18 protein-coding genes are annotated in these 21242 nt (G+C 64.9%); 6 read left to right on the top strand and 12 right to left on the bottom strand.

Annotated features, from left to right (window positions below; all coding sequences use genetic code 11):
• Positions 1–5 precede the first annotated feature (5 nt).
• The 5 genes from KPL74_11675 to KPL74_11655 form a co-directional block, all read right to left on the bottom strand.
• Positions 6–1061: an aminotransferase class I/II-fold pyridoxal phosphate-dependent enzyme gene (locus KPL74_11675; protein ID QWT18401.1), complete on the bottom strand. Its 1056-nt coding sequence runs from the start codon at positions 1059–1061 to the stop codon at positions 6–8.
• A gap of 178 nt (positions 1062–1239) precedes the next feature.
• Positions 1240–3201: a hypothetical protein gene (locus KPL74_11670; GenBank protein QWT18400.1), complete on the bottom strand. Its 1962-nt coding sequence runs from the start codon at positions 3199–3201 to the stop codon at positions 1240–1242.
• Positions 3202–3286: 85 nt separating this feature from the next.
• Positions 3287–5059 (bottom strand): hypothetical protein, encoded by a 1773-nt coding sequence (locus KPL74_11665; GenBank protein QWT18399.1) that lies wholly within the window; start codon positions 5057–5059, stop codon positions 3287–3289.
• Between the two features lie 270 nt (positions 5060–5329).
• The gene (locus tag KPL74_11660) at positions 5330–5782 is read right to left on the bottom strand and encodes a pilin (GenBank protein QWT18398.1); all 453 of its coding nucleotides are present in this window, start codon (positions 5780–5782) and stop codon (positions 5330–5332) included.
• 309 nt (positions 5783–6091) lie between these two features.
• Positions 6092–6529 carry a pilin gene (locus KPL74_11655; GenBank protein ID QWT18397.1) on the bottom strand — a complete coding sequence of 146 codons (438 nt, stop codon included), beginning with the start codon at positions 6527–6529 and terminating at the stop codon, positions 6092–6094.
• Between KPL74_11655 and KPL74_11650 the strand changes: the two genes are divergently transcribed.
• Positions 6468–6617 (top strand): hypothetical protein, encoded by a 150-nt coding sequence (locus KPL74_11650; GenBank protein QWT22651.1) that lies wholly within the window; start codon positions 6468–6470, stop codon positions 6615–6617. The genes KPL74_11655 and KPL74_11650 overlap by 62 nt on opposite strands.
• A gap of 6 nt (positions 6618–6623) precedes the next feature.
• Here the strand turns inward: KPL74_11650 and KPL74_11645 are convergent, their stop codons facing one another.
• Complete coding sequence (locus tag KPL74_11645; protein ID QWT18396.1) at positions 6624–7934, bottom strand: hypothetical protein; 1311 nt, start codon at positions 7932–7934, stop codon at positions 6624–6626.
• 142 nt (positions 7935–8076) lie between these two features.
• Between KPL74_11645 and KPL74_11640 the strand changes: the two genes are divergently transcribed.
• Entirely contained in the window at positions 8077–10173 is a 2097-nt protein-coding gene (locus tag KPL74_11640; protein ID QWT18395.1) for a S9 family peptidase, read from the top strand.
• Positions 10174–10244: 71 nt separating this feature from the next.
• Positions 10245–11552 (top strand): acyltransferase, encoded by a 1308-nt coding sequence (locus tag KPL74_11635; protein ID QWT18394.1) that lies wholly within the window; start codon positions 10245–10247, stop codon positions 11550–11552.
• Between the two features lie 40 nt (positions 11553–11592).
• Here the strand turns inward: KPL74_11635 and KPL74_11630 are convergent, their stop codons facing one another.
• The gene (locus tag KPL74_11630; protein QWT18393.1) at positions 11593–13605 is read right to left on the bottom strand and encodes an acyltransferase; all 2013 of its coding nucleotides are present in this window, start codon (positions 13603–13605) and stop codon (positions 11593–11595) included.
• A gap of 61 nt (positions 13606–13666) precedes the next feature.
• Here KPL74_11630 and KPL74_11625 point away from each other — a divergent pair, with 61 nt between their 5' ends.
• Together KPL74_11625 and KPL74_11620 are read left to right on the top strand one after the other, a co-directional pair.
• On the top strand, positions 13667–14209 hold the full coding sequence (locus KPL74_11625) for a hypothetical protein (GenBank protein QWT18392.1): 543 nt from the start codon (positions 13667–13669) through the stop codon (positions 14207–14209).
• 121 nt (positions 14210–14330) lie between these two features.
• On the top strand, positions 14331–14867 hold the full coding sequence (locus tag KPL74_11620; protein QWT18391.1) for a hypothetical protein: 537 nt from the start codon (positions 14331–14333) through the stop codon (positions 14865–14867).
• 228 nt (positions 14868–15095) lie between these two features.
• Here the strand turns inward: KPL74_11620 and dhaK are convergent, their stop codons facing one another.
• Positions 15096–16772 carry a dihydroxyacetone kinase subunit DhaK gene (dhaK, locus tag KPL74_11615; GenBank protein ID QWT18390.1) on the bottom strand — a complete coding sequence of 559 codons (1677 nt, stop codon included), beginning with the start codon at positions 16770–16772 and terminating at the stop codon, positions 15096–15098.
• Positions 16773–16908: 136 nt separating this feature from the next.
• On the opposite strand from dhaK, the gene KPL74_11610 reads away from it, so the two are divergent.
• A complete protein-coding gene (locus KPL74_11610; GenBank protein ID QWT18389.1) occupies positions 16909–17289 on the top strand; it encodes a hypothetical protein in 381 nt (126 codons plus the stop codon).
• Here the strand turns inward: KPL74_11610 and KPL74_11605 are convergent.
• The 4 genes from KPL74_11605 to ybeY all read right to left on the bottom strand — a co-directional run bounded on the left by KPL74_11605 (position 17286) and on the right by ybeY (position 21237).
• Positions 17286–18317, bottom strand: coding sequence for a magnesium and cobalt transport protein CorA (locus KPL74_11605; GenBank protein QWT18388.1), 1032 nt, complete (start codon positions 18315–18317; stop codon positions 17286–17288). The genes KPL74_11610 and KPL74_11605 overlap by 4 nt on opposite strands.
• A gap of 133 nt (positions 18318–18450) precedes the next feature.
• The gene (locus KPL74_11600) at positions 18451–19650 is read right to left on the bottom strand and encodes a DUF4105 domain-containing protein (GenBank protein QWT18387.1); all 1200 of its coding nucleotides are present in this window, start codon (positions 19648–19650) and stop codon (positions 18451–18453) included.
• Positions 19651–19685: 35 nt separating this feature from the next.
• Positions 19686–20537, bottom strand: a complete 852-nt coding sequence (locus tag KPL74_11595; GenBank protein QWT18386.1) for a CBS domain-containing protein — start codon at positions 20535–20537, stop codon at positions 19686–19688.
• A gap of 238 nt (positions 20538–20775) precedes the next feature.
• Complete coding sequence (gene ybeY / locus KPL74_11590; protein QWT22611.1) at positions 20776–21237, bottom strand: rRNA maturation RNase YbeY; 462 nt, start codon at positions 21235–21237, stop codon at positions 20776–20778.
• Between the last annotated feature and the right edge of the window lie 5 nt (positions 21238–21242).

Raw genomic sequence — 21242 nt, 5'->3', positions numbered from 1 at the left:
GTTCGTCAACCTTCCACGCCAGCCATGCCGTGCGTGCAGACCATCTCGATGATGTCGCAGACTGCGTGGACATCGTCGACGCCCAGCGACGGTCCATTCGGAAGGACGATATTCCGGGCCGCCACCGCCTCAGTGCTGTACATGGGTGCGTGGAGTTGTCCGGCATAGGGCTGCATGGCGTGGCAGCCTGGCCAGAAGTACTTCCGGGCCAGGACGTTTTCGGCATGCAGGACGTCGATCAGTTCATCGCGGGTGGCCCTGGACGGCGGATGCACGCTGGCCACCACGTAGTGGTAGTTGTTCTGTTCGCCATCGTCGTACTCTACGAGCTCGATTCCCGGCACGTGGGCGAGGCGTTCACGGTAGATCGAATAGCGAACACGGTTCGCTTCAATGAAGTCATCGAGCGACTCCAGGTTCACGAGCCCCATGGCCGCGCTCGCCTCGACCATCTTGCCGTTCGTTCCCGGATGAATAACGTTGTCGTAGCCGGCGAACCCGAAGTTGCGCATCAAGCGCATGCGTTGGGCGAGGTGAGCATCGTTGGTGACGATGGCGCCCCCTTCGAGCGTATTGAACACCTTCGTGGCGTGGAAGCTCAGGACTTCGCATTCACCGAATGCACCGATGCGTCGACCCTTGTGCGTGCACCGGTACCCATGGGCGGCATCGAACATCAGCTTCAGTCGATGCCGCGAAGCGATGTCGGTGAGCTCTTCGATCGGAGCCGGCCGCCCCCAAAGGTGGACGCCAATGATGCCGGTGGTCGCCGGCGTGATGGCGGCTTCGACGGCCGCGGGCGAAAGGTTATGGGTCGACGCATCGATGTCGGCGAAAACCGGCTTGATGCCCTGCCACGCGAGCGCATGTGCCGTTGCGATGAAGGTCCAGGAAGGGACGATGACTTCGCCACTCAGGCCCAGCGCCCGGATAGCGATCTCCAATGCCACGGTGCCGTTACAGATAGCGACACAATGGTCGACGCCCAGGTCCGCGGCGACGCGCTTTTCGAATTCCTCGACCAGGGGGCCAGCGTTCGTGAGCCACTTCCGATCCAGCATGCCATCGATGAGGGCGTGGAACTTCGCGCGGTCGCCTATGTTGGGACGCCCTACATGGATGGGCTCTGGGAATCGCGGGGAGGCGCCATGGATTGCGAGCCGGGCAGGCGTAGCGTTCATCGTGGGCAGTCTCTCTCTATCTCTGGATTAGTACGTGGGGCTACCAGCGCAGCATGCCTCAACGGGAACGGGCCGTGCTCGCGGCTGCTTCGCGGACGGCTGGCGCCAGGGCCGCGAGGTCGCTACCCAGGCGGTTTCCGACGTTCAGTCGCTGGAGAGCATCCCATTGCTTCTTGACCTCGGGCGCATCGCCCATTGCTGCCGCAAGGCGCAGGGTAGAGATGTGATATGCGGGCTCGGCAGGCTCGACTTCGGCGGCATGCCGCGTCATCTCGTAGCCGAGCTGCTTGTCCTCGAGGGAACGCCACGCGAAGTCGCCATACGACGCGATCAGGCGGGCGCGCGGCCGTGGATGGGCGAGGGCGGCAAGGAAGAGTCGCAGCATCCGCTGGTTATCAAGGTCGCATGACTGTTCGATATCGCAGCTGGAAAGCGACATGATCGCGCTCTCGTCTTCGATGGTTATGGGGCCGCGGCGCAGCTTGGCTTCCATCGAGTCCCACCACGCGTCCTTGATGGGCTGATGCAGTTTGGCTGCAAAGAAAATAAGCGCCTGCTCTGGGAGCGTCGACGACCCCGGGAGTGCCGCCGCCTGTTCCAGGACATCGTAGGTCGGCTTTACAAGGGGAGAGTCGGGACGATAGTGGGTCGCGATGACGTAAGCGCGTCCGAGTTCGTACTGCGCGCGGGGGGACGCGGGCGCTCTCACGGCCAGCTCGCGCGCCAGCGACAAGGGTGAATCCCAGCGCACGGCCGTGAGCGTGGTCAGGAATGCCGCATAGACACCAATGACGCCGAGCAGCAACGCGGAGCCGAGGACGGGTTCTTCATCCTCACGTGCGGGATTCGCCGAGCGCCGAAGCATCGCCACGACGATGAGCACCAGTGCGATGCTTGCGAAGTAGTTGCGGTGCTCGTAGATCAGTTCGAGCGGGATGATGGTTGCAGTGAGCGCGTGGCAGCCGAGGTACCAGGCGATGCCGAGCGAAGCGAGCGGGTAGCGCTTACGGGCGAGAACGGCGACCACGGCGAGCAGGGCGAGGAACCCGATGCACGCCAGCGTCGTCCACGGCGTAAGCCAGCCCGTCGATAGGACGAAATCATCGTGGTAGAACGAGAGGTCGGTCGGAAGCGGCAGCAAGCTCCACGTGATGTAGTGCGTGACGATGCGTGCTTCGCTCCACAGCCGCTGAGGCATGGTGAAGCTGCGCGGCGCCCATGTCGCGTCCGCGAACATGGCCGGACCGAACCGCGCTGCGCCTACGATGAACGGGATGACAAGGATGACGACGAACAGCCACGCCGTCCTTCGGCATATCCTGTCGCCTTCGGCCGGCGATGCGCGCCAGCGGAATACGAACCACTCGATGAACATCGCATAGAGCGGCGCAAGGATTGCCGTTTCCTTGGCGAGCGCGCCGATCGCCGTGCCAGCGATGAGGCTGGCGGTCGCCAGCGCGAACCCCGGTCGTCCGGACGACATGCGACGACGCCCGATCACGTAACCCAACAAGGCCAGCAGCACGAAGAGGTTTGCCAGGCTTTCCATGCGCTGGACGATGTACAGCACGGCGGTAACGTTGATCGGCAATACAAGCCAGATGCTTGCGACCAGCGCGGCGTTCGCGCCGTCCCTCGACGTGACGGGACGCGAGGCGCCTGCGAAGAGCAGGCGGAGCAGGGCGAACAGCACGGCGCCGTTGAGCACATGGATCACGATGTTCGTGATCTTCATGGCTGTCGGATCCAGGCCACTGATGAGGAAATTCAGGGCGAACGTAAGCGAGGCAAGGGGCCGTTTCAGCTCGCTCGACGGCGATGAAAGCGCTGCCGTTACGAGCGAAGGGACGGACCAGTCGCTTATGTGGATTCCGTCGTTGTCGACGATGTTGGGAAAGTCGTCGAAGAGATACGCGCCATGGGTACCCTGGGCGTAGATCGCGACGGTGGCGGCGATGGCCAGGGCCATCCAGAAAGCGGGGCGCGACCACAGGGCGGCCAGGATTCGCGGCATGGTCATGCTTCTTCTTGGGTCATGCGGGGCGTCGCTCACGGGAGATTGGCAGGCTGCCAGGAGGCGGTGGGTTGCCTGGGCGTACAGGCGATCACTTTAACGTTACCCCGGGTGTTATCCCAGTACCGCCCGTTTCCTGGGCAGCCCGGAGGGACCGTCGCATCGCTTGCAACTCGCCAGTCCAGAACCCCTGGGCGACGAACGTGCGTTCGCGTACCCACGCAATGCCATCCCGGGGCCGGAGCGGCTTGGGCGGTGGCATCCGATCGAACCGGTCGAGCAGGCGCAAGCCTGCCCCTGGCTGTCCCGCGCGGCCGAGCAAGGCCGCTTCATTGAGTGCCACCCGTGGCGACGGGTCTTCAGCAAGGGCTTCGGCGAAACGGGATTCCGCGGTGGCCACGTCGCCTTGTCGAAGGGCCAGCGCGCCTCGCAAATGGACCACGTCCTGCCTGCGGCCGGGGAGGGCCCTGGCCTTTGGATTCATTCCCAGGGCCTCGATGAGCTTTCCAATCGCCGGTGCGTCCAGTGCCGCGCAATGCGAGGTTTGCAGCGCGGCAATGGCGCTTTCGATGTAATGCGTGGTTAGCGACCCGGGATCACGAAGCGCTGTCCTGAACGCCGTGGCAGCAAAATCGACATCGTGCGATGTGGCGGCGCCGGCGGCACAATGTGCATCGAGTCGATTGATGGCGATCTGCGGTTCGTTCGGGAAGGCTGCGGAAGCGGCATCCGCCCGGAGGAGGGCGCGACCCAGGCGCCCCGACGACAGTTCCGTCGAAATCGCGTTGGCCTGGGCCCGCGCCGACCCGGGCTGCAGGCTCGCCCACACTTCCGCCTGGGCAAGCGGGTCGGCCCACAGCGAAGCCTGCAGCCACGTCGCGACCGCAAGGAACGCGGCCATCAACGCGGGGATGACAAGACGCGCCCACGCATAGGGTATCCGCGACACCACGCGCGCCAGCGGCCAGAACATCAAGGCCGCGGGCAGGTAATTCCGGTGTTCGAAATAAAGCTCCAGCGGCACCGAGGTGGACTCGAGCAGATGGCCGGCGAAATAGAACAGGATCGCGATCGAAAGCGCGGGGGCGCGCCGGCGCACCACGAAGGCGACGGCGATGAGTGCCGCGCACAGCGCGATGCATGCAGCGGTCTGCCAGGGATCGAGCAGCGAGCGGCTCGCCGTCAGTTGGTCGTGGAAGAACGCCCCGCCAGGTGACTGGACGAACCAGAGCCGTGCAAGGTAATCGCCGATGACGCGGGGCTCGGTCAGCAGTCGCTGGCCAATCGACCACCCGCGTTCTGGCAGCACGGTTCCGGACGACGGCGGAAGCGCCATCCAGAGCAGGCCAAGGATCAGCGCGGCCGCCGGCAGCACGAGCACGACGAACCGGTGACGCCGGTACGCCAATGCGGCCACGGAAGGCGGTGTCGGCAGCACGCCATCGATCGCCAGGGCAAGCAGCGGAATCACTGCCGCGTTCGCCTTGCAGCCGAGCCCGGCTAGGACGGCGCCACCGAAACCGAAATAAAGCCACGCAATGCCCCTACGGCCGGGCTGCGAGAACGCATCGCGCGCCGTCAGCCATGCGTGGAGCGCAAGGAACGCACATGTCGCGGCAAGCATCGCTTCGCGCTGAACGACGTAGAGCACGGTGGAAACCAGGAACGGATGCAACGACCAGAGCGCCGCTCCGAGCCACGCGCTACGCGACGCGATCGGGGCAGGCGAGCCGAGCCTGCGTTCCAGCCTGAGCAACAGCATGCCAAGCAGCAAGGCGTTGGCAACGTGGATAACGAGGTTGGTCAGCTTGAAGGGATAGGGATCGGTAGGCCAGTCCTGCCCGTTGAGCAGGAAGCTGGCCATGGCCAGCGGGCGACCGGTGGGATCCGCGGTACCTGCGGTGAGGTAACGCGCGAGGGATGCGCCATCGTGCACGGGGCCGGTCGCCCCGAGTGCAGGCAGGGTGGCGAAATCGTCGAAGACGAAGCCACCGCGCAAACCCGGGAAATAGGCGGCCAGCAGCAGGGCGCCAAGGACAAGCGCCAGTAGCAGGGGCCGAAGTAGCGGGCGTTGCGTCGTCGACATGAAAAAGGGGGCCACAATGGGCCCCCTTCTTATCCAGTCAGACTGGAATTACTTGCGGCAAACGGTCGGCAGGTACACGTCCGGCACGTCGGTCTTGGTGGCGCCGCCGGCATCCGAACGGCAGTTCCACTGGATCGCGCCGCCGTTGTCGAACGGCGAGAGGGCGAGCTTCTTGCCCTGGATCTTCGTATTGGATTCGGTCGCGTTGAAGGTGACGTAGATGACGCCGCTGGTCTGCGTCAGCGAGGCCACGTACTTGCCCTTGATCGAACCGGTCGGCGACAGGCCAGCCGAAGCGTTGTTCAGCGGGTACTTGCCGTAGTTCTGGTAGTACTCCGACACAGCCGTCTTGGCGCCGTCAGCCAGGTTCACGCCTTCCGAGACCTGGGTCTTGATCAGGTAGTTCTGGTACTGCGGGATGGCGATGGCGGCGAGGATCGCGATGATCGCGACGACGATCATCAGTTCGATCAGGGTGAAGCCTTTCTGCACGTTCTTCATGACAGTTCCTGTTAGTGGAATTGGTTAGCTAACCGATTGGGTGTCCCCCTGAGCCCCGGTACCGGACCCCCTAGGAAGGGCCGGTCCCCCCTTCACACGAATCGTGGTCAGGAACGTCCAGGAAGCTCGCTATATCGAGTGCATACAGCGTGCCAACTCGATGGTGCGTATTCCGCCATATAACCGGCAAGCGAATTGTGCCGCTGGTCACGCCTGCGAGGCAAGGTCGTTCGTGGATCGTATGTTGCTGAATTTTACCGACTACTTTGTGTGACGCGTAGTGTCACATGGTGACGCAAATGGTCATGCTCAGCTGCGGCAAACGGTCGGTAGGAAGCGGGTGTCGATCGCGACCGGCTTGCAAGCCCAACTGATACTGCCGCTCTGGTCGACGGGGGAGAGCTTGAGCGTGCCTCCCGCCAGGGCGGTATTCGCCTGCGGTCCCGAATAGGTCACCTGGATGACACCCGAGGTGACCTTCACGCTGGACACGTAGCGGCCGGCGATCGACGAATCGGAAATCAGGCCTGCCGAAGCATTGTTCGCAGGAAAACGCCCGGTCATGGCGAAATAATCCCAGACCGCCGTCTTGCTGCCCGTGGCCAGTTCGAGCCCTTCGGTGACCTGCGCCTTGATCAGGTAATTCCGGTACTGGGGAATGGCGATCGCGGCCAGGATCGCGATGATGGCCACGACAATCATGAGTTCGATCAGGGTGAAGCCGCGGGATCGGTGCGAGATGGGCATGGCGCTCAGGGCCTGGAAGGTGACGGACCTGTTCAGCAACATTCGTACCACGGGTCAGCGGCGGCAATGGCTTGCCGGCAAGGTGTGACCGGCATCACGTTGCACGGCGCTTGCGGCGCCAGAAGGCGGCGAACCGATGCAGTGCATATACGGCAAGCAGCCATTCCACGCATCGATACGGCGTGGCATACCGGGCATCCGCCTGGAGCACGGTGAACACCGCGGTGACGAAAAGCAGCATGATCACCATCAGCCAGAGCACCGGGTGGCACGCGCGCCAGCCGACGAGCGCGGCGATGGCTCCCGCGAGCGCCAGCAGGGCGAGCAAGGGTGTCAGCGCGTAACAAAGGCCCGTCACGACGGGGAGTATTCCGCGTCCGGCCAGCGGCGATTGCTGGGTCGGGAACACATAGATGTCCCCCGCGCCGATCCCGATGGTCCAGCCCCACAGTTCCGAGGGCTTGCTCGCGTACCAGCCGAGGCTTTCCGCCGGCGTCTGGCGCAGGCGTTCGACCACCGCGCCGAATCCGCTGTGCGGATCGGCCAGCATGCGGCGATATTCGGTATCGATCAGGGCGAGTTCGGCCGTGCCCGCAGGGTCCTGGCGGATGAAGGCGTCCCGCCAGGCCGCGTGGTACGACGGCCACGAGCCCTGCACGAAATTCATCATGACCCGGTTATCGCCCGGCGGCGCATCCAGCGTAGCGTTGCGGCCGAGCCATGCCGCGCAAGGGAGGAAGGCGGCCAGGGCGAGGGCGGCCCACAGCCTCCTGCGGCCCGGATCCTTCCATGCCGCGACAAGGGCAAACACAGGCAAGAGCGGTAGAAGTACGGCGTTGGTCAATGCGGTGGCGGCGAACACCAGCCCGGACGTCGCGGCCAACGGCGTCGATCGCCGGTCGATCGCGAGGGCGAGCAGCGCCAGCCCGGACATGACGAGAAAGCCGAGCAGCGTCTCACTCAACAGGTAGCCACTCGCCGTGATCAGGTGCGGCCAGACAGCCAGCCCGAAGCCAGCGGCCACGCTCGCCCCCAGCCCGACGAAACGCCGGGTAAGCCATGCGCCCATGCCCACCGTCAGGCCCGCGAGGATCGCCTGGGCATCGAGCATGGCGAGGTAGAACGCCGGGCCTCGCCCGAACACCGCCATGGCGGTGGCCAGGAACACCGGGTAGCCGGGATCGCGGAAACCATCGGCCACGGGGGCGACGGCATCGCGCTGGAGCGAGAACACGCCGTGGTCCAGCAGGTTGATCGCGTAGATCATGTACTGCACCGCGTCACCCCGGATGGGGTTTACCACCACCGCGGTATGGACGTAGTACCAACGGATGGCAAGCGCGAGCACGGCCACGCAGGCGGGCACGAACCACTCACGCGCCCAGATCGTCTGGCGTTCGCTCACTTCCTTGCATCCCCTGGCTTGTCCGCAGGCGGCATCCTGTCGGCTAACTCTCGCGTAGGCAACCCCCACGACCCGCACGGTGCTTGCGCCCGGGGCCGTCGACACCGTACCGTCCCGGCTGAAATAAGTCAGGGAGTCCCCCATGAAACTACTGTTCGCCGCGCTGGCCCTCGCGCTTGCGTCCGGCCCCGTCCTGGCCGCCGACGCAGACAGCGCTGCCTCGCACCCCTTCTCGATCCGCGACCTAGTCATGATGGACCGGGTGGGCGATCCGCAGCTGTCCCCCGATGGCCGCTATGCCTTGTTCGCGGTCCGGGCCACGGATTACGCGGCGAACAAGGGCGTCACCTCCCTTTATGTCATGGACCTGGACAAGCCCCCGCAGCCGGTCAAGGTCGTGGAAAAGGGCTCGTCCGCCCGCTGGGCCCCGGATGGCAAGTCGATCTATTACGTCGCGGCGAAGGACGGCACCGCCCAGGTCATGCACCGGGCGTTCGACGCCGGCCAGGGTGGCAAGGGCCTGGCCCTGACGATCCGCTCGGGCGATGCGGTCACGGACGGCCCGCTGGACGTCGAGGCCTACAAGATCTCCCCGGATGGCACCAAGCTGCTCCTGAGCTATGCGGTCTTCACCGACTGCTCCGACCTGGCCTGCACGAAGGAGCGCCTGGACGGTCGCGAGAAGGACAAGTCCACCGGCACCGTCTACGACAAGCTGTTCGTCCGCCACTGGGACACCTGGGCCGACGGCCGCCGCAACCAGCTGTTCATCGCCGACGCCAGCGCGCCCTCGCAGCCGGTGCTGCTGAGCAAGGGCATCGATGGCGACGTGCCGAGCAAGCCGGAAGGCAGCGAAGACGAGTTCACCTTCTCGCCCGATGGCAAGACGGTGTACTTCGACGTGCGCATCGCCGGCACTAGCGAACCGTGGTCGACCAACTTCGATATCTACAGCGTGCCGGCCGACGGCTCGGCCAACCCGGCCAACCTCACCGCCGACAACCTGGCGTGGGATGCGAACCCGCTGGTGTCGCCCGATGGCAAGACGCTGTACTACACGGCCATGAAGGTGCCGGGCTCCGAAGCCGACCGTTTCGGCATCTGGGCCATGGACCTGGCCAGCGGCCAGAAGCACGAGGTGGATGCGTCGTGGGATCGCTCCGCCGGTGCCCTGCAGGTGTCTGCCGATGGCAAGACGCTCTACACCACCACCGACGACAACGGCCAGCATCCGCTGTTCGCGATCGATGCCGCCACCGGCAAGGTCACGATGCTGGTGACCGACGGTGCCGTCACCGGCTTCTCGCTGCGCGACAGGAAGATCCTGCTCACCCGCAACGACCTCAAGCGCCCGGACGATCTCTACACGGCCGACGCGAAGGGCAAGGGCCTCAAGCAGGTCACGCACTACAACGCCAAGCGCCTGAAGGCCGCCCAGGTGGGTGACCCGGAGTTCTTCACCTTCAAGGGCTGGAACAACGAAACCGTGCAGGGCTATGTCGTCAAGCCTGTCGGTTTCAAGAAGGGCAAGACCTATCCGGTCGCCTTCATCATCCACGGCGGCCCGCAGGGTGCGATGACCAATAGCTGGAGCTACCGCTGGAACGCGCAAACCTACGCCGGCCAGGGCTTCGCCGTGGTCACGGTGAACTTCCACGGTTCCACCGGTTACGGCCAGGCCTTCACCGACGCGATCTCGGGTGACTGGGGCGGCAAGCCGCTCGAAGACCTGAAGGACGGCTGGAGCGCCGCGCTGCAGAAGTACAGCTTCCTCGATGGCAGCCGTGCGTGCGCCCTCGGTGCCAGCTACGGCGGGTACATGGTCTACTGGATGGCCGGTAACTGGAACCAGCCGTGGAAGTGCTTCGTCGACCACGACGGTGTCTTCGACGCGCGCGCCATGTACTACGACACCGAAGAACTGTGGTTCGAAGAACGCGAGAACGGCGGTACGCAGTACGACCATCCGGAAAACTACGAGCGCTTCAATCCGGTCAACCACGTAAAGGACTGGCGCGTGCCGATGCTCGTCATCCACAGTGGCAAGGACTTCCGCATCCCGGAAACCCAGGGCATGGGCGCGTTCACCGCGCTGCAGCGCCGTGGCATCCCGAGCAAGCTGCTCCACTTCCCGGATGAGAACCACTGGGTGCTGAAGCCGCAGAACAGCGTGCAGTGGCACGAGACGGTGAATGCGTGGTTGAAGCAATGGACGGGTCCAGCCTCAAGCACGCGGTAAATACAGCCCAGACCCAGCGATAGATACCGCTGGGTCTGGGCCGACTGACGAAGGGACTCGAGGGGAAGTGCGTGTCCGCAGGGAAGAATCTGGCGTCTCTTAATGTGTTCAGGGCGCTCGCCGCGTTTTGGGTCGTCGTTGCGCATTGTCAGATCTGGGGCGGAGCCTATCTGTTCCCGATTCCGGGTCCAAAGAATGCCGTCGATCTTTTCATGATGATCTCGGGCTTTCTCATGGCGCGCACCTCGACGGTACGCTGGATTCGCGAACCTCTCGATGAGTCGTCCGCCCGTCTTTCGTTCTGGATCAGGCGCTATTTCCGGCTCGCGCCGGTCCTGTACGTATCGATCGGCGTGGCGATCGTGTTCGCTCCGATCATTTGCACAGGCCTCGCCTGGCTACAGGAAGCGAATCGACGCGCCTGGCCGACGGGCGGGGTCTACGACGCCAACTCCTATGATTTCTCGATAGCGAGCATCGTCGCGCATGCGCTATTTGTCTCGGGAGTCATTCCGCGCTTCACTGCGTCGCTGCCGTTGCCCGACTGGAGTTTGAGCCTCGAGGCTCAGTTCTACCTGGCTTTCCCATTCATCGTCGTTGCCTCGCGAAGAATTGGCATCGGCAGGGCTGTGGCCGCCGTCATGGTCATCGCATGGGCCCTGAATTTGTTCTTCGTGCCCACCGTGAGGTTCTACGAGCCGTCGTTCCTGTCAATCAAACTCGAATACTTCCTGGCCGGATTTCTCCTGTTCCATGCCATCGACACGGCTCGGCCATGGCAGGAGCGCCTCGGGCTTGCATTCTTTGGGTCTATGCTCGTGACCATCGAAACGCATATGGTCTCGTCACCTTTGATTGCCGTGACGCTCTACCTCTGTGTGGCCGTGACTGGTTTCCTGGAGACGCACGATCGATTGCCTGCGTGGCTACACCGAGTAGCCCATTCCCGCGTCGTAACGTTTGCGGCTGAGAGCTCTTATGCCGTTTACCTCGTCCACGGCCTGTTCCTGGGCGTCGTCGGCTTCATGCTACGAGAGGTCGGTGCCATCACGTGGACATTGGAGATGCGAACTATCGCACTGCTCTTGGTTGTCCCGCTGGTCTCATATGCCGCTGCCTGGTTCTTGGTAAGGTGGATTGAATTGCCTGGCATTCGCCTCGGAAGCAGGATTATCGAGCGTATAGCCGTGCGCCAGACTGATCGCGTTACGGCGCCCCGACGTACGCGAGCGACGAAAGTGCGTACATGGTTATCGCGGCATGCCGTCACGCCAACGGTGGCTCCTGCGCCAATAGCTGGCCCATCTCCTGCAGAGGGCAATACTGTCCTCCGACGCCCAGCGGCCACAGGTGCTAGTTGTCCTCCCGCGAGGGAGTGAGCATGCCGTGACGGGCACCCGGGCCGACGGTCTCATCCCATTAGAGATCGGCGGCGCGTGTCATCATCAGCACGCTTCGCGCAAATGCCGTTGCGCCACTGACAGTGACGTGGTCCCTGTCGAAGTAAAGACCAATGCCATCCCGGATGGGTGGGCAATCCACCTTGTCGCAGAAGAACGGCGTGGGCTCGATGTACGTGACGTTGGGATAGCGCGCTGGCAACGACGCCAACAGCGTGCGGATCGCTGCGGTCGACGCCCGGAATTCACCCTGTTTCTGCGTGCACGCCGCCAGGTCATGGGCGCGCACGCACTGCGGAGGCCGTGCAGGCAACGTGGGTGTCGCACCGATGACGATGATCCGCCGCACACTTGGCGAAAGACGGTCGAACGTCGCCAGCAGGTCGTCGCCAAAACCTCGCGTCGCCGGATCGGGCCATCGGGCCGCCAGGATCACCGTGTCCATGCCCTGCATGGCGCTTAGCGTCGCTTCGTTGGATGACCGGCATAGCGCGACGACGCGTGCTGCTTCGCCGTTGTCATAACCCAGCGCAGGTGGACAGAGTTCACGGGCGTAGGCCATGGCGGTCTTGCCGTTGCCCCTCGCTGCGATGGCAGCCGCCACGGGTTGCATCGACATCGCGTGGGAGTCGCCCCAGATAGCCACGTTGACGGGCCCTTTGCCGCCCAGGGCACAGCGCGATGCGTCGGGGAGCTCGACCGGATCGTAGGATCGCCGCTCGCAGGTGAGCGCGAGCGGCGGGGTGTCGCGCTCGATACGGCTCGCCAGGTCGTCCGGCGATGCATTCGATGCGACCAGGTCCGCCGCTTGTGCCAGTGCGAACGCCGTCGCTAGGCAGGCAAGCAGCGTGGCGCCGACCATGCGACGGCTGCGTGCCAGCGGCCGGGCCTGCACCGGGCGTTCGACCCAGCGCTGCGTGGCCGCGGCGAGAAGCAGCGCCGCCGCCACCAGTTCCGCGCGAAACAACGGGCCGGATTGCCCCGGAATGGCCACTGCGGCCAGCGCGAGCAGCGGCCAGTGCCACAGGTACAACGGATAAGAGATGCGTCCAACGGCCACGAACGCGCGGGACGACAGCATGCCTGCTACCGGGCCATCCGACGCGCTGCCGTAAAGCAGGAGGGCGGCTCCAATCACGGCCGGCAAGGCTCCCGTGCCTGGAAAGGGGTGGAGAGGCACGCCCAGCGCCAGCGCGACGAAAGCGATCCCGAACCACTGGACGACGGTTGCCGCGCGCTTGCTGGCGCCCGGCGTCCACGCGACGAGGGCGCCGGCTGCCAGTTCCCACCAGCGCGACGGCATGGCGTAGAACGCGCTGGTGCTGCCATGCGCCAGCGCGATCTCGACGAACACGAAGGATGCGATGGCGGCCACGGCGAACAACGCCACGCGCACACGGCGCGGCAGCGCGTACGTCGCGATCAGTGCGATCGGCCAGGCCAGGTAGAACTGCTCTTCCACACCGAGTGACCACAGGTGCAGCAAGGGCAGTTGGCTGGTATCCGGGCCGAAGTAATCCCCCGTCGTGTACTGGAAGAAAATGTTCGCACCGAATACCGCCGACGCAGCGGCGGAACGCAGCATCGATGGCATCGCGCCGGTGGGCGATAACAGCATGGCGGACGCCGCCAGCGTCGTGAGCAGGACGACGCCCAGTGCGGGGAGCAGGCGCCGCACCCGCCTCGCGTAGAAGGCGGTGAGGTCGATGCGGCCTGTGTTCGCGTGTTCCAGCGTGAGCAGCGACGTAATCAGGAAGCCCGAGATCACAAAGAAGACATCGACGCCGACGAAGCCGCCGGGTGGGCCAAAGCCGGCGTGGTAAAGCACCACGCCGAGTACGGCGATCGCACGCATGCCGTCGATGCCGGGACGGTAGGCGAGGTGATGTGCGTCCGGGTAAGGGCGGGGCGTTGCCATGATGTCCGTATCGAGCCGGTTGGGCGTCACTATAGCCAAGGATGGACGACGATTGGCGCCGTGCGTCCAGCCATCCGACGCCGTCGCGCGCAAACCAGCTAGGATGGCGCCCACCAGGGAAGCGAGGCCTCGGATCGCCCTCCCGCCAGAGGAAGGACATGCCGTGGAGAAGGGAGTGAGTGAGCACGTCGAAGGTCGATTCCGCGCCGCCGACAGGCTCGTCTTCTGGGCGTTATTCCTCGTGGTCCTCTGTGTCGCCGTGGTCATCGCGGCAGGCGAGATCCGCCCCTCGGACGACTGGCTTCATCGCGCCGGGACATGGTCCGCCGCACTCGGCGTGTCGGCCCTGTTCGCCCTCGTGCCGCTGTTAGCGTTTCCCACCCTAGAGATGCTCGGCGACGGACTGCGGTACCGGGTCCCGGGGGTCTGGTCGCGAAAGGTGGCCTGGAGTGAGGTCACCCGTGTCCACTGCTGCGACGTTTCCAGCAGGCGTTTCATCGGCCGCGAATACCGTTTGTTCGTCGCAGGGCGCGATGACTTCCCGCGGCTGACCGTGCGCAGCGATTACGACGGCATCGAGCAGGTGATCGCCGTCATGCAGGCCGAGATGACGGCGCGCCACGTGCCGATGTTCATACGGAAGAACGGCTGGCCCGCGACGACGGATCGCTTGCCGTTTCCGAGCGAAGCGCCGAAGACCTTGTGGTCGCTGCAGTAGCGACCACGCATCCTGTGGCCTGCAACGAATAGGTCCATCCCTACACCGCTTTCAGCGTCTGCTTCTTAACCCCGACGTCCAACTCGCGGCCAAATGCCCTGTCATCATGGCGGAGCCGGTCGTGAAGTTTGCTGAGTACAAGTGGGTCGCGCACCGCGACAGCGGCGGCTATCACGATTTGCGGCACCTCGATCCATTTTCGTTTGTGCACGAAGCGAGGCTTCAGCCTGCGTCGCCCGGAAGACCGGAGCGTTCAGCGCTTTCAATCCGTGTGCGCGTCGGATTCAGTCATCACTGTTTTACCTTGGGAAGAGCTGACCCTGACTTCAGTATGTTGAATCTTTATGACTACAGCGCGGACCCAAGATCCTTCTGCAGCGTGCGCTACAGCCTCTTGCAGGAACTGCCTTCTCTGGTCCGAGCGCTCTCGAGAAAGCGCTGCTACCGGACACGGCATGCAAACTATTTTCCGGTGCTTGCGCGTATGGCGAACGGTAGTTGCTACACCGTGTATTTCAGCGTGACCCGGAGCCACGCGGCGTCTTCCGACGTGAACCTCCTTGTGGAGAGCGCTTACGTCCGCGCTACTTCGCCCACGATCGGTCGCGGCGCCCACGAAGTCTCATTCACGTCGATCCTCGTGCAAGCGACGGCGTAACACGTCAAAGAAAAAGGGCCCCACTGGGGCCCTTTACCTGCTGCAACACCGGAGACTCTTGATACCCACTCATGGTTCGGGCTCTCCCTTGTAACGGGAAGAGGGTGAGCCGCGTCTTTCACCGGCTCGACGCGGCCTTTAGGAGCGTCCAGATGGCGGCTCCGGTCGAAATCGTATGTCAACTTCGGGCGGCTCGCAATCCGGATAATCGTAAGAGGGGAGCGCGTGCTAGCGCAACGCCCCCATCCAGATGGCCACGGCGACGGCACCGCCATCGGGGATGCCGATCGAGCGATCACCGAGGTATGCCGCACGGCCAGCGTTAGCCCGCAGGGTTGCCGTCTCCTCGGCGCCGCGCCGGGCCGCCAGATGCAAGGCTTCGAGTGCCTCGTACGGCTGCATGCCCGCATCCAGTGCGGCCTTGTAGGCATCGGCCGCTGGATACAGGGCATCGAGCATGGTGCGATCGCCGGCTTTCGCACCGCCCAGATCGGCGATGGCGTGTGCAGCCGCCAGTAGCGCGGCATGCCACTGCACCGGCGTGGGATCGGCAACGCCATCCAGCTCACGGGCGGCGCGCATCAGTGCCGTAGCGTAGAACGGCCCCGAGCTACCGCCGATGGCCTGGCGCATGGCGTCGGCCATCGAGCGCAGGGCGATCTCCGGGGTGTGCCATGCATGGCCGGGCAGGGCGAGCACGGCCTCGGCACCGCGGCGCATGCTGGCGCCGAGATCACCGTCGCCGGCTTTGGCGTCGAGGTCGGTAAGCTCGTCCTCCGCGGCGATGAGTGCCTGCGCCGCCGCATGCGCCGCGCGGCGGACGGTGTCGCCCGCCGCGGTCGGCGAACCGGTTGGCGGCGCGTCGCTGGGTGCGATGTCGAGCTGCAGGATGGGCGTGTCATTCAAGATGCCACCGCCCGGCCACGCAGGTGCCGACGCAGGGGCGTCCAGCAACGACAGCAACTCGTCGTCGACCTTGAGCAGCGACAGCGATGCGCCGGGCATGTCCAGTGCCGTGAGGAAGTTACCGCACCACGCGCGCACGACCTCGATGCCGCGCTCGTGCAGGAAGTGCAGGGCACCGCGCAGGAGGATGTCGAGCTCCATCGGCGGGGTCGCGCCGAGCCCATTGACCAGCAGGGCAACGCGTTGTCCGCGCTCGATGGCAAGGTCGTCGAGGATCGTCGAGAGCACGGTGTCGGCGAGGCTGTCCGCCGGCGCCATCGGACCCTTGCGCACGCCCGGCTCGCCATGGATCCCCAGGCCGTATTCGATCTCCTTCTCGCCCAGTTCGAAGCCGGGGTGGCCGGCGGCAGGGACCGTGCACGAGCCGAGGGCCACGCCCATGGAGCCCAGGCCCGCGGCCGTACGCCGACCGAGTTCGGCCACGTCCGAGACGCTGGACCCTGCGGCGGCCGCCGCGCCAATCACCTTGTGCACGAGCACGGTACCGGCGATGCCACGACGGCGATCGGCGGCTACGGTGTCACGCAGGGCGACGTCATCGGCCACCGTCACGATCTCGACCGGGATGCCTTCGCTGCGCGCGATCTCGGCGGCAAGGCCAAAGTTGAGCCTGTCGCCGGTGTAATTCTTCACCACGAGCACGGCACCGGCCGTGCCGCCGACGACGCGGATAGCGGCCAGCACGGCATCGACGCTCGGCGAGGTGAACACATCGCCCGCGATCGCCGCGGCCAGCATGCCATCGCCCACGTACCCGGCGTGCGCAGGTTCATGCCCGCTACCGCCGCCGGAAAGGATGGCTACCGTCGTGTCCCCGTCGTGTTTCTTGCGTACCACGACATTCTGGTTCGACAGCAGCGCCTGCCCGGGCGAGCGGAACACCGATCCTTCAAGCATTTCACGGACGACTTGGCGCGGATCGTTGATGATCTTTTTCATGGGGTACCGGAGCCTTCGCGCACGCGGCGCATTGAGGTGGTCTCCCCCGAGCATATGCCTGTCGGCCTTGGGGTGGAACAGGGGCGGCGGTAGACTAACCGCGCACTCGACCACGCCACGACGTAAGGATCAGTCCATGGAAACGTATGACGATTGGACGGGATGGGATGACGATGCCATCGCGGAACGTTGGATCGTCGAGACGCGCGAGCGCAAGCCGTCGTCCGGAGTAACCGCGCTTCTCGAGTTGACGTCGCAAGATCCCGAGCGTTGCTGGCGTATCGTCCTCGCCGTGCTGGAGAAGGTCGACGACGATGGCGCATGGCTGCTGGCAAACGTCGGTGCGGGGCCGCTGGAAGACTTGTTGAACCAGCACGGACCGGTGTTCATCGACCGGTTCGTCCTGCAGGCGCGTCGCGATCGTCGCTTTCGCGCGGCCGCCGCCTCCATATGGCCCTCGTCCGACGTGGACGCTGCCTTATGGAAACGGTTGTCCGTGCTGCTTGGGCCCGCCTAGAACCAGCGGTTCTTCTTCAGCATGATGAAGATGCCGCCGACGATGCATGCGACGACGCAGGTGATCGTGGGGTAGGCCCAGGGCTTGTCCAGCTCCGGCATGTGCGCGAAGTTCATGCCGTACCAACTGGTGATCAGGGTTGGCGCGGCGAGCATCGCCGCCCAGCCTGCCAGCTTCTTCATCACTTCGTTCTGGCCGAACGTCACCAGCGAAAGATTGACGCCGATGGCCGCGCCGAGCATTTCGCGCATGGCGGAAATGGATTCGTTGACCCGGAACACATGGTCGTAGATGTCGCGGAAATAGGCGCGCAGTTCGTCGTGGATGAGGTGCGGATGCAGGCGCACGAGCTGGGCGACGATGTCCTGCAGCGGCGCGACAGCCAGGCGCAGTGTCATCAGTTCGCGCTGCATGTCGTACAGGCGCTTGATCGTCTGCCGGTTGTAGGTCTCGGCAAAAATGTCGTTCTCGAGCTCGTGCAGTTCCTGCCGGAAATCGCGCACGATCGGCAGGAAGTTGTCGACGATGAAGTCGAGCACGGCGTACAGCGCATAGCTCGGCCCCATCGCGAGGAGCTCGGGCGTCTGCTCGCAACTGCGCCGGGCCGGCGCGTAGGACAGCGAGGCGCCATGGCGTACGGTCATGAAGTAGCGGCGGCCGACGAAGATCTGCGTTTCACCGAAGGCGATGTTGCCGCCGACCAGCTGCGCGGTCTGCGCGACGATGAACAACGAGTCGCCATAGGTTTCGATCTTGGTGCGCTGGTGCGCCAGCTGCGCGTCCTCGATGGCGAGGTCGTGCAGGTCGAACTCTTCCTGCAACTTCAGCAGCAAGGCTTCATCGGGTTCGTGCAGGCCGATCCAGACGAAGGTGTCCGGCTCTTTGAGCACTTCGCTGATGTCGTCGACCGAGATGTCGCCGATGCGCTTGCCATTGGTGCGGTAGGCAACGCAGTTGACGATCATGCCGCTGGCAGCAGCGGCTGCGGCGACGGCGGCGGGTTCGGGAATCTGGGGGACAGTGGCCATGGTCGGGGATGATGCCGGGGCTGGGTCCCTGCGGCAATCGCAAGGTCGGTGACCCCTCGTCTTATACCGTAGCGGCGCGGTAGTTTCGTGACGGGCAAGTTATTGCGATCCGAGACCTGCGGCCGCTACGGGTTCAATCGTGCCGCCGGCAAAGGCTGGCGAACAGGGCGGCCCAGCACGGGAACGCAAACAGCAGCCAGGGCATGTTCTGCTGCGGGAAGTCCGGCCACGCGTGCAGCAGGATGCCGATCACGCAGGCGGCGAACGACACCCCCGTGACCCGCGATGCCAGTCGGCTGAGCGGGCGGCCGGCACGGCGCAGTCGCCAGATGCCCGGGATGATCAGCAGCGCGAACGGCTGGTACGCCAGCAGGTTGAAGTTGCCCCACGCCGAGCGGTGCAGGGTCAGCGTCCACAGGCCGAGCATGAACAGTCCGGCGATGCCGACGAAGACGGTGAACAGCGTGCCCGCGGCGACGAAGATGCCCCTAGCCACGCGGTGGCGGGTCAGCGCCGGCAACGCGAGCGGAATCGCCAGCAGCAGGCCGGCGACCAGCAGCGGCCAGCGCAGGTCGGGCGCCTTGTCCGGCGGCGGCTGCAACGTGGCATCGGCGACGGTCTCGTCCTGCAGCACGAGCGGCTTGCCGTGGACCTGCGTCTTGCGGACCAGTGCCTCCAGCTCCATCGGCAGGAAGGCATCCTTCCACGAGGTCATCGGCTGGTCGGCGAACGGCCCCAGGCCGAGGTCCATGCCGAGCATCAGCCAGGCCTGGTTGCTCATCAGCCGTGCCGTCTGCTCGCGGTAGGTCATGCCACCGGGCTGGCTACGCCACTGCCGTTCCAGTTCGCCGCCCAGCGCCGCGTCCAGCGCATCGCGGACCCGGGTGGTGCAGTTGTCCAGGTAATAGTCGTAGTTGTAGCCCGCGTTTTCAGGGCGGATGTTCCAGAGCAGGAACTGACGCAGGGTGTCTTTCTGCGTGCTATCCAGCGCGAGCACCTGGCGCCGGACGTAGCGACCTTCGCCCTTGTAGAACTGCACGTCGGAAGCGGTGGTCTCCGCATCCATCCGGTAGGCCATGATGCCGCGGGCGAAATTCAGGATGAAACCGTCCTGGTCGAAATCGAACACGCCGTAGTTGAAGGCGATGGCTTCGCCGCTGGCGGTGTCGCGCACTTCCAGTGCGTCATGGCCGAAGCGTTCCCAATAGATATCGCCCGGCCCATAGGTGAGCAGGGAGATTTCGATGTTCGACGCGGGCGCATCAACGATCCCCGCGCGGGCGATGGCCGGCGCGAGGAACAGGGCGACGAGGAAGAGCAGGGCAAGACGCATCGTGCGTGGCAATCCGTTGGTTCGGTCGATCGGCGTCACGCTGCGCCGTTGGCCTGGCTGACGTGGAATTGCTGCACGCGACGGTCGTCGGCCTCCGTCACACGGAAGAGGAAGTCGCCCACGGCGATTTCTTCACCCACGGCCGGCAGGTGGCCGAACTCGGAGGTGATCATGCCGCCGACCGTATCGAACTCTTCGTCGGAGAAATGCGCGCCGGTTTCGTCGTTGAAGTCGGCGATCGGCGTGAGCGCGCTGACGGTGAAGCCACCGCCTTCCAGCGGCTCGACTAGCACGGGATCCTCTTCGTCGTCGTGTTCGTCGTCGATCTCGCCGACGATCTGCTCGAGCACGTCTTCGATCGTGATCAGGCCCGCGACGCCGCCGTATTCGTCCACCACCAGCGCCATGTGGTTACGCGTGAGGCGGAACTCAGCCAGCAGCACGTTCAGGCGCATGGATTCGGGGATCAGCACCGCGGGGCGGAGCAGGGCGCGGATGTCGCTGCACTCGGCCTTGCCGAAGTACTTCAGCAGGTCTTTCGCGAGCAGGATGCCGAGGACTTCGTCCTTGTCTTCACCGTGCACGGGGAAGCGCGAGTGACCGGACTCGACCACGGCGGTGAGGATGTCGGCCAGCGGCGCATCGATCGGCAGGCTCACGATCTGGGCCCGCGGCACCATCACGTCATCGACGCTGAGTTCGGTGACCTTGATCGCGCCCTCGACCATGGTCAGGGTGTCGTTAGAGAGGAGGCCGTTGGCCTGGGCGTTGCGCAGCTCCTCGATCAGTTCACCGCGGTTGCGCGGCTCACTGGAAAACAGATGGCCCAGTCGGTCCCACCACGATCGGTGAGCCGGGCCGTTGGTACTACCAGGGTCGTCGTTCATTACTCTTTGGGGTTCTGCCCTGAGAAGGGCGGAACGGTCAGTCTACTGGAATTTTTGTGACGGTTCAGGGGAAAACCCCGCCGCTTTGTGTAGGAGCGCGCCTGCGCGCGATGGGAGGGGCCTCGCCGCTTACCACGGGGATAATCTGTCTGATTCACACAGGGGGGTGGCGTCCCCGCGTTGGTTTTTCGTGCCCGGGCGCGCTTCCACGAGGCATTTTTCGCGCGCAGGCGCGCTCCTACAAGGGTACGGTGTAGGGGTCGGGGATGCCGAGGCCGGCCAGGATGCGGGTTTCGAGGGCTTCCATGGCCTCGGCTTCGGCGTCCACGATGTGGTCGTAGCCGAGCAGGTGCAGGGTGCCGTGGACGGTCATGTGGGCCCAGTGGTCGATCGCCTTCTTGCCCTGCTCGGCGGCCTCGCTGGCGACCACGGGGGCGCAGATCACCAGGTCGCCGATCAGCGGCAGGTTGAGGCCTGGCGGCAGGTCGGCGGGGAACGACAGCACGTTGGTGGCGTAGTCGCGGCCGCGGTACTGCAGGTTCAGCGCCTGGCCTTCGTCGGCATCGACGATGCGGATGGCCACTTCGGTGGCCCGGCGCCGACGGGCCCCCTTGAGCGCAGCCTCCACCCAGCGGCGGAAGCTCGCGGAGGCGGGGATACCCTTGCGCGAGGCGGTGGCGTAGCCGACCGCGACGTCCAGCTGGC

Source organism: Bacillus sp. NP157, assembly GCA_018889975.1.
Taxonomy (GTDB): Bacteria; Pseudomonadota; Gammaproteobacteria; order Xanthomonadales; family Rhodanobacteraceae; genus Luteibacter.
This window is presented reverse-complemented; position numbering and strand designations above follow the sequence as displayed.

What these genes read in the sequence shown, in the direction of transcription:
- KPL74_11650 (QWT22651.1), top strand. Translation starts at nt 6,468, where the DNA reads ATGGCCACGACAATCATGAGTTCGATCAGGGTGAAGCCGCGGGATCGG.
- KPL74_11670 (QWT18400.1), bottom strand. Translation starts at nt 3,201, where the DNA reads ATGACCATGCCGCGAATCCTGGCCGCCCTGTGGTCGCGCCCCGCTTTC.
- dhaK (QWT18390.1), bottom strand. Translation starts at nt 16,772, where the DNA reads ATGAAAAAGATCATCAACGATCCGCGCCAAGTCGTCCGTGAAATGCTT.
- KPL74_11600 (QWT18387.1), bottom strand. Translation starts at nt 19,650, where the DNA reads ATGCGTCTTGCCCTGCTCTTCCTCGTCGCCCTGTTCCTCGCGCCGGCC.
- KPL74_11675 (QWT18401.1), bottom strand. Translation starts at nt 1,061, where the DNA reads ATGCTGGATCGGAAGTGGCTCACGAACGCTGGCCCCCTGGTCGAGGAA.
- KPL74_11610 (QWT18389.1), top strand. Translation starts at nt 16,909, where the DNA reads ATGGAAACGTATGACGATTGGACGGGATGGGATGACGATGCCATCGCG.
- KPL74_11605 (QWT18388.1), bottom strand. Translation starts at nt 18,317, where the DNA reads ATGGCCACTGTCCCCCAGATTCCCGAACCCGCCGCCGTCGCCGCAGCC.
- KPL74_11640 (QWT18395.1), top strand. Translation starts at nt 8,077, where the DNA reads ATGAAACTACTGTTCGCCGCGCTGGCCCTCGCGCTTGCGTCCGGCCCC.
- KPL74_11655 (QWT18397.1), bottom strand. Translation starts at nt 6,529, where the DNA reads ATGCCCATCTCGCACCGATCCCGCGGCTTCACCCTGATCGAACTCATG.
- KPL74_11595 (QWT18386.1), bottom strand. Translation starts at nt 20,537, where the DNA reads ATGAACGACGACCCTGGTAGTACCAACGGCCCGGCTCACCGATCGTGG.
- KPL74_11660 (QWT18398.1), bottom strand. Translation starts at nt 5,782, where the DNA reads ATGAAGAACGTGCAGAAAGGCTTCACCCTGATCGAACTGATGATCGTC.
- KPL74_11665 (QWT18399.1), bottom strand. Translation starts at nt 5,059, where the DNA reads ATGGCCAGCTTCCTGCTCAACGGGCAGGACTGGCCTACCGATCCCTAT.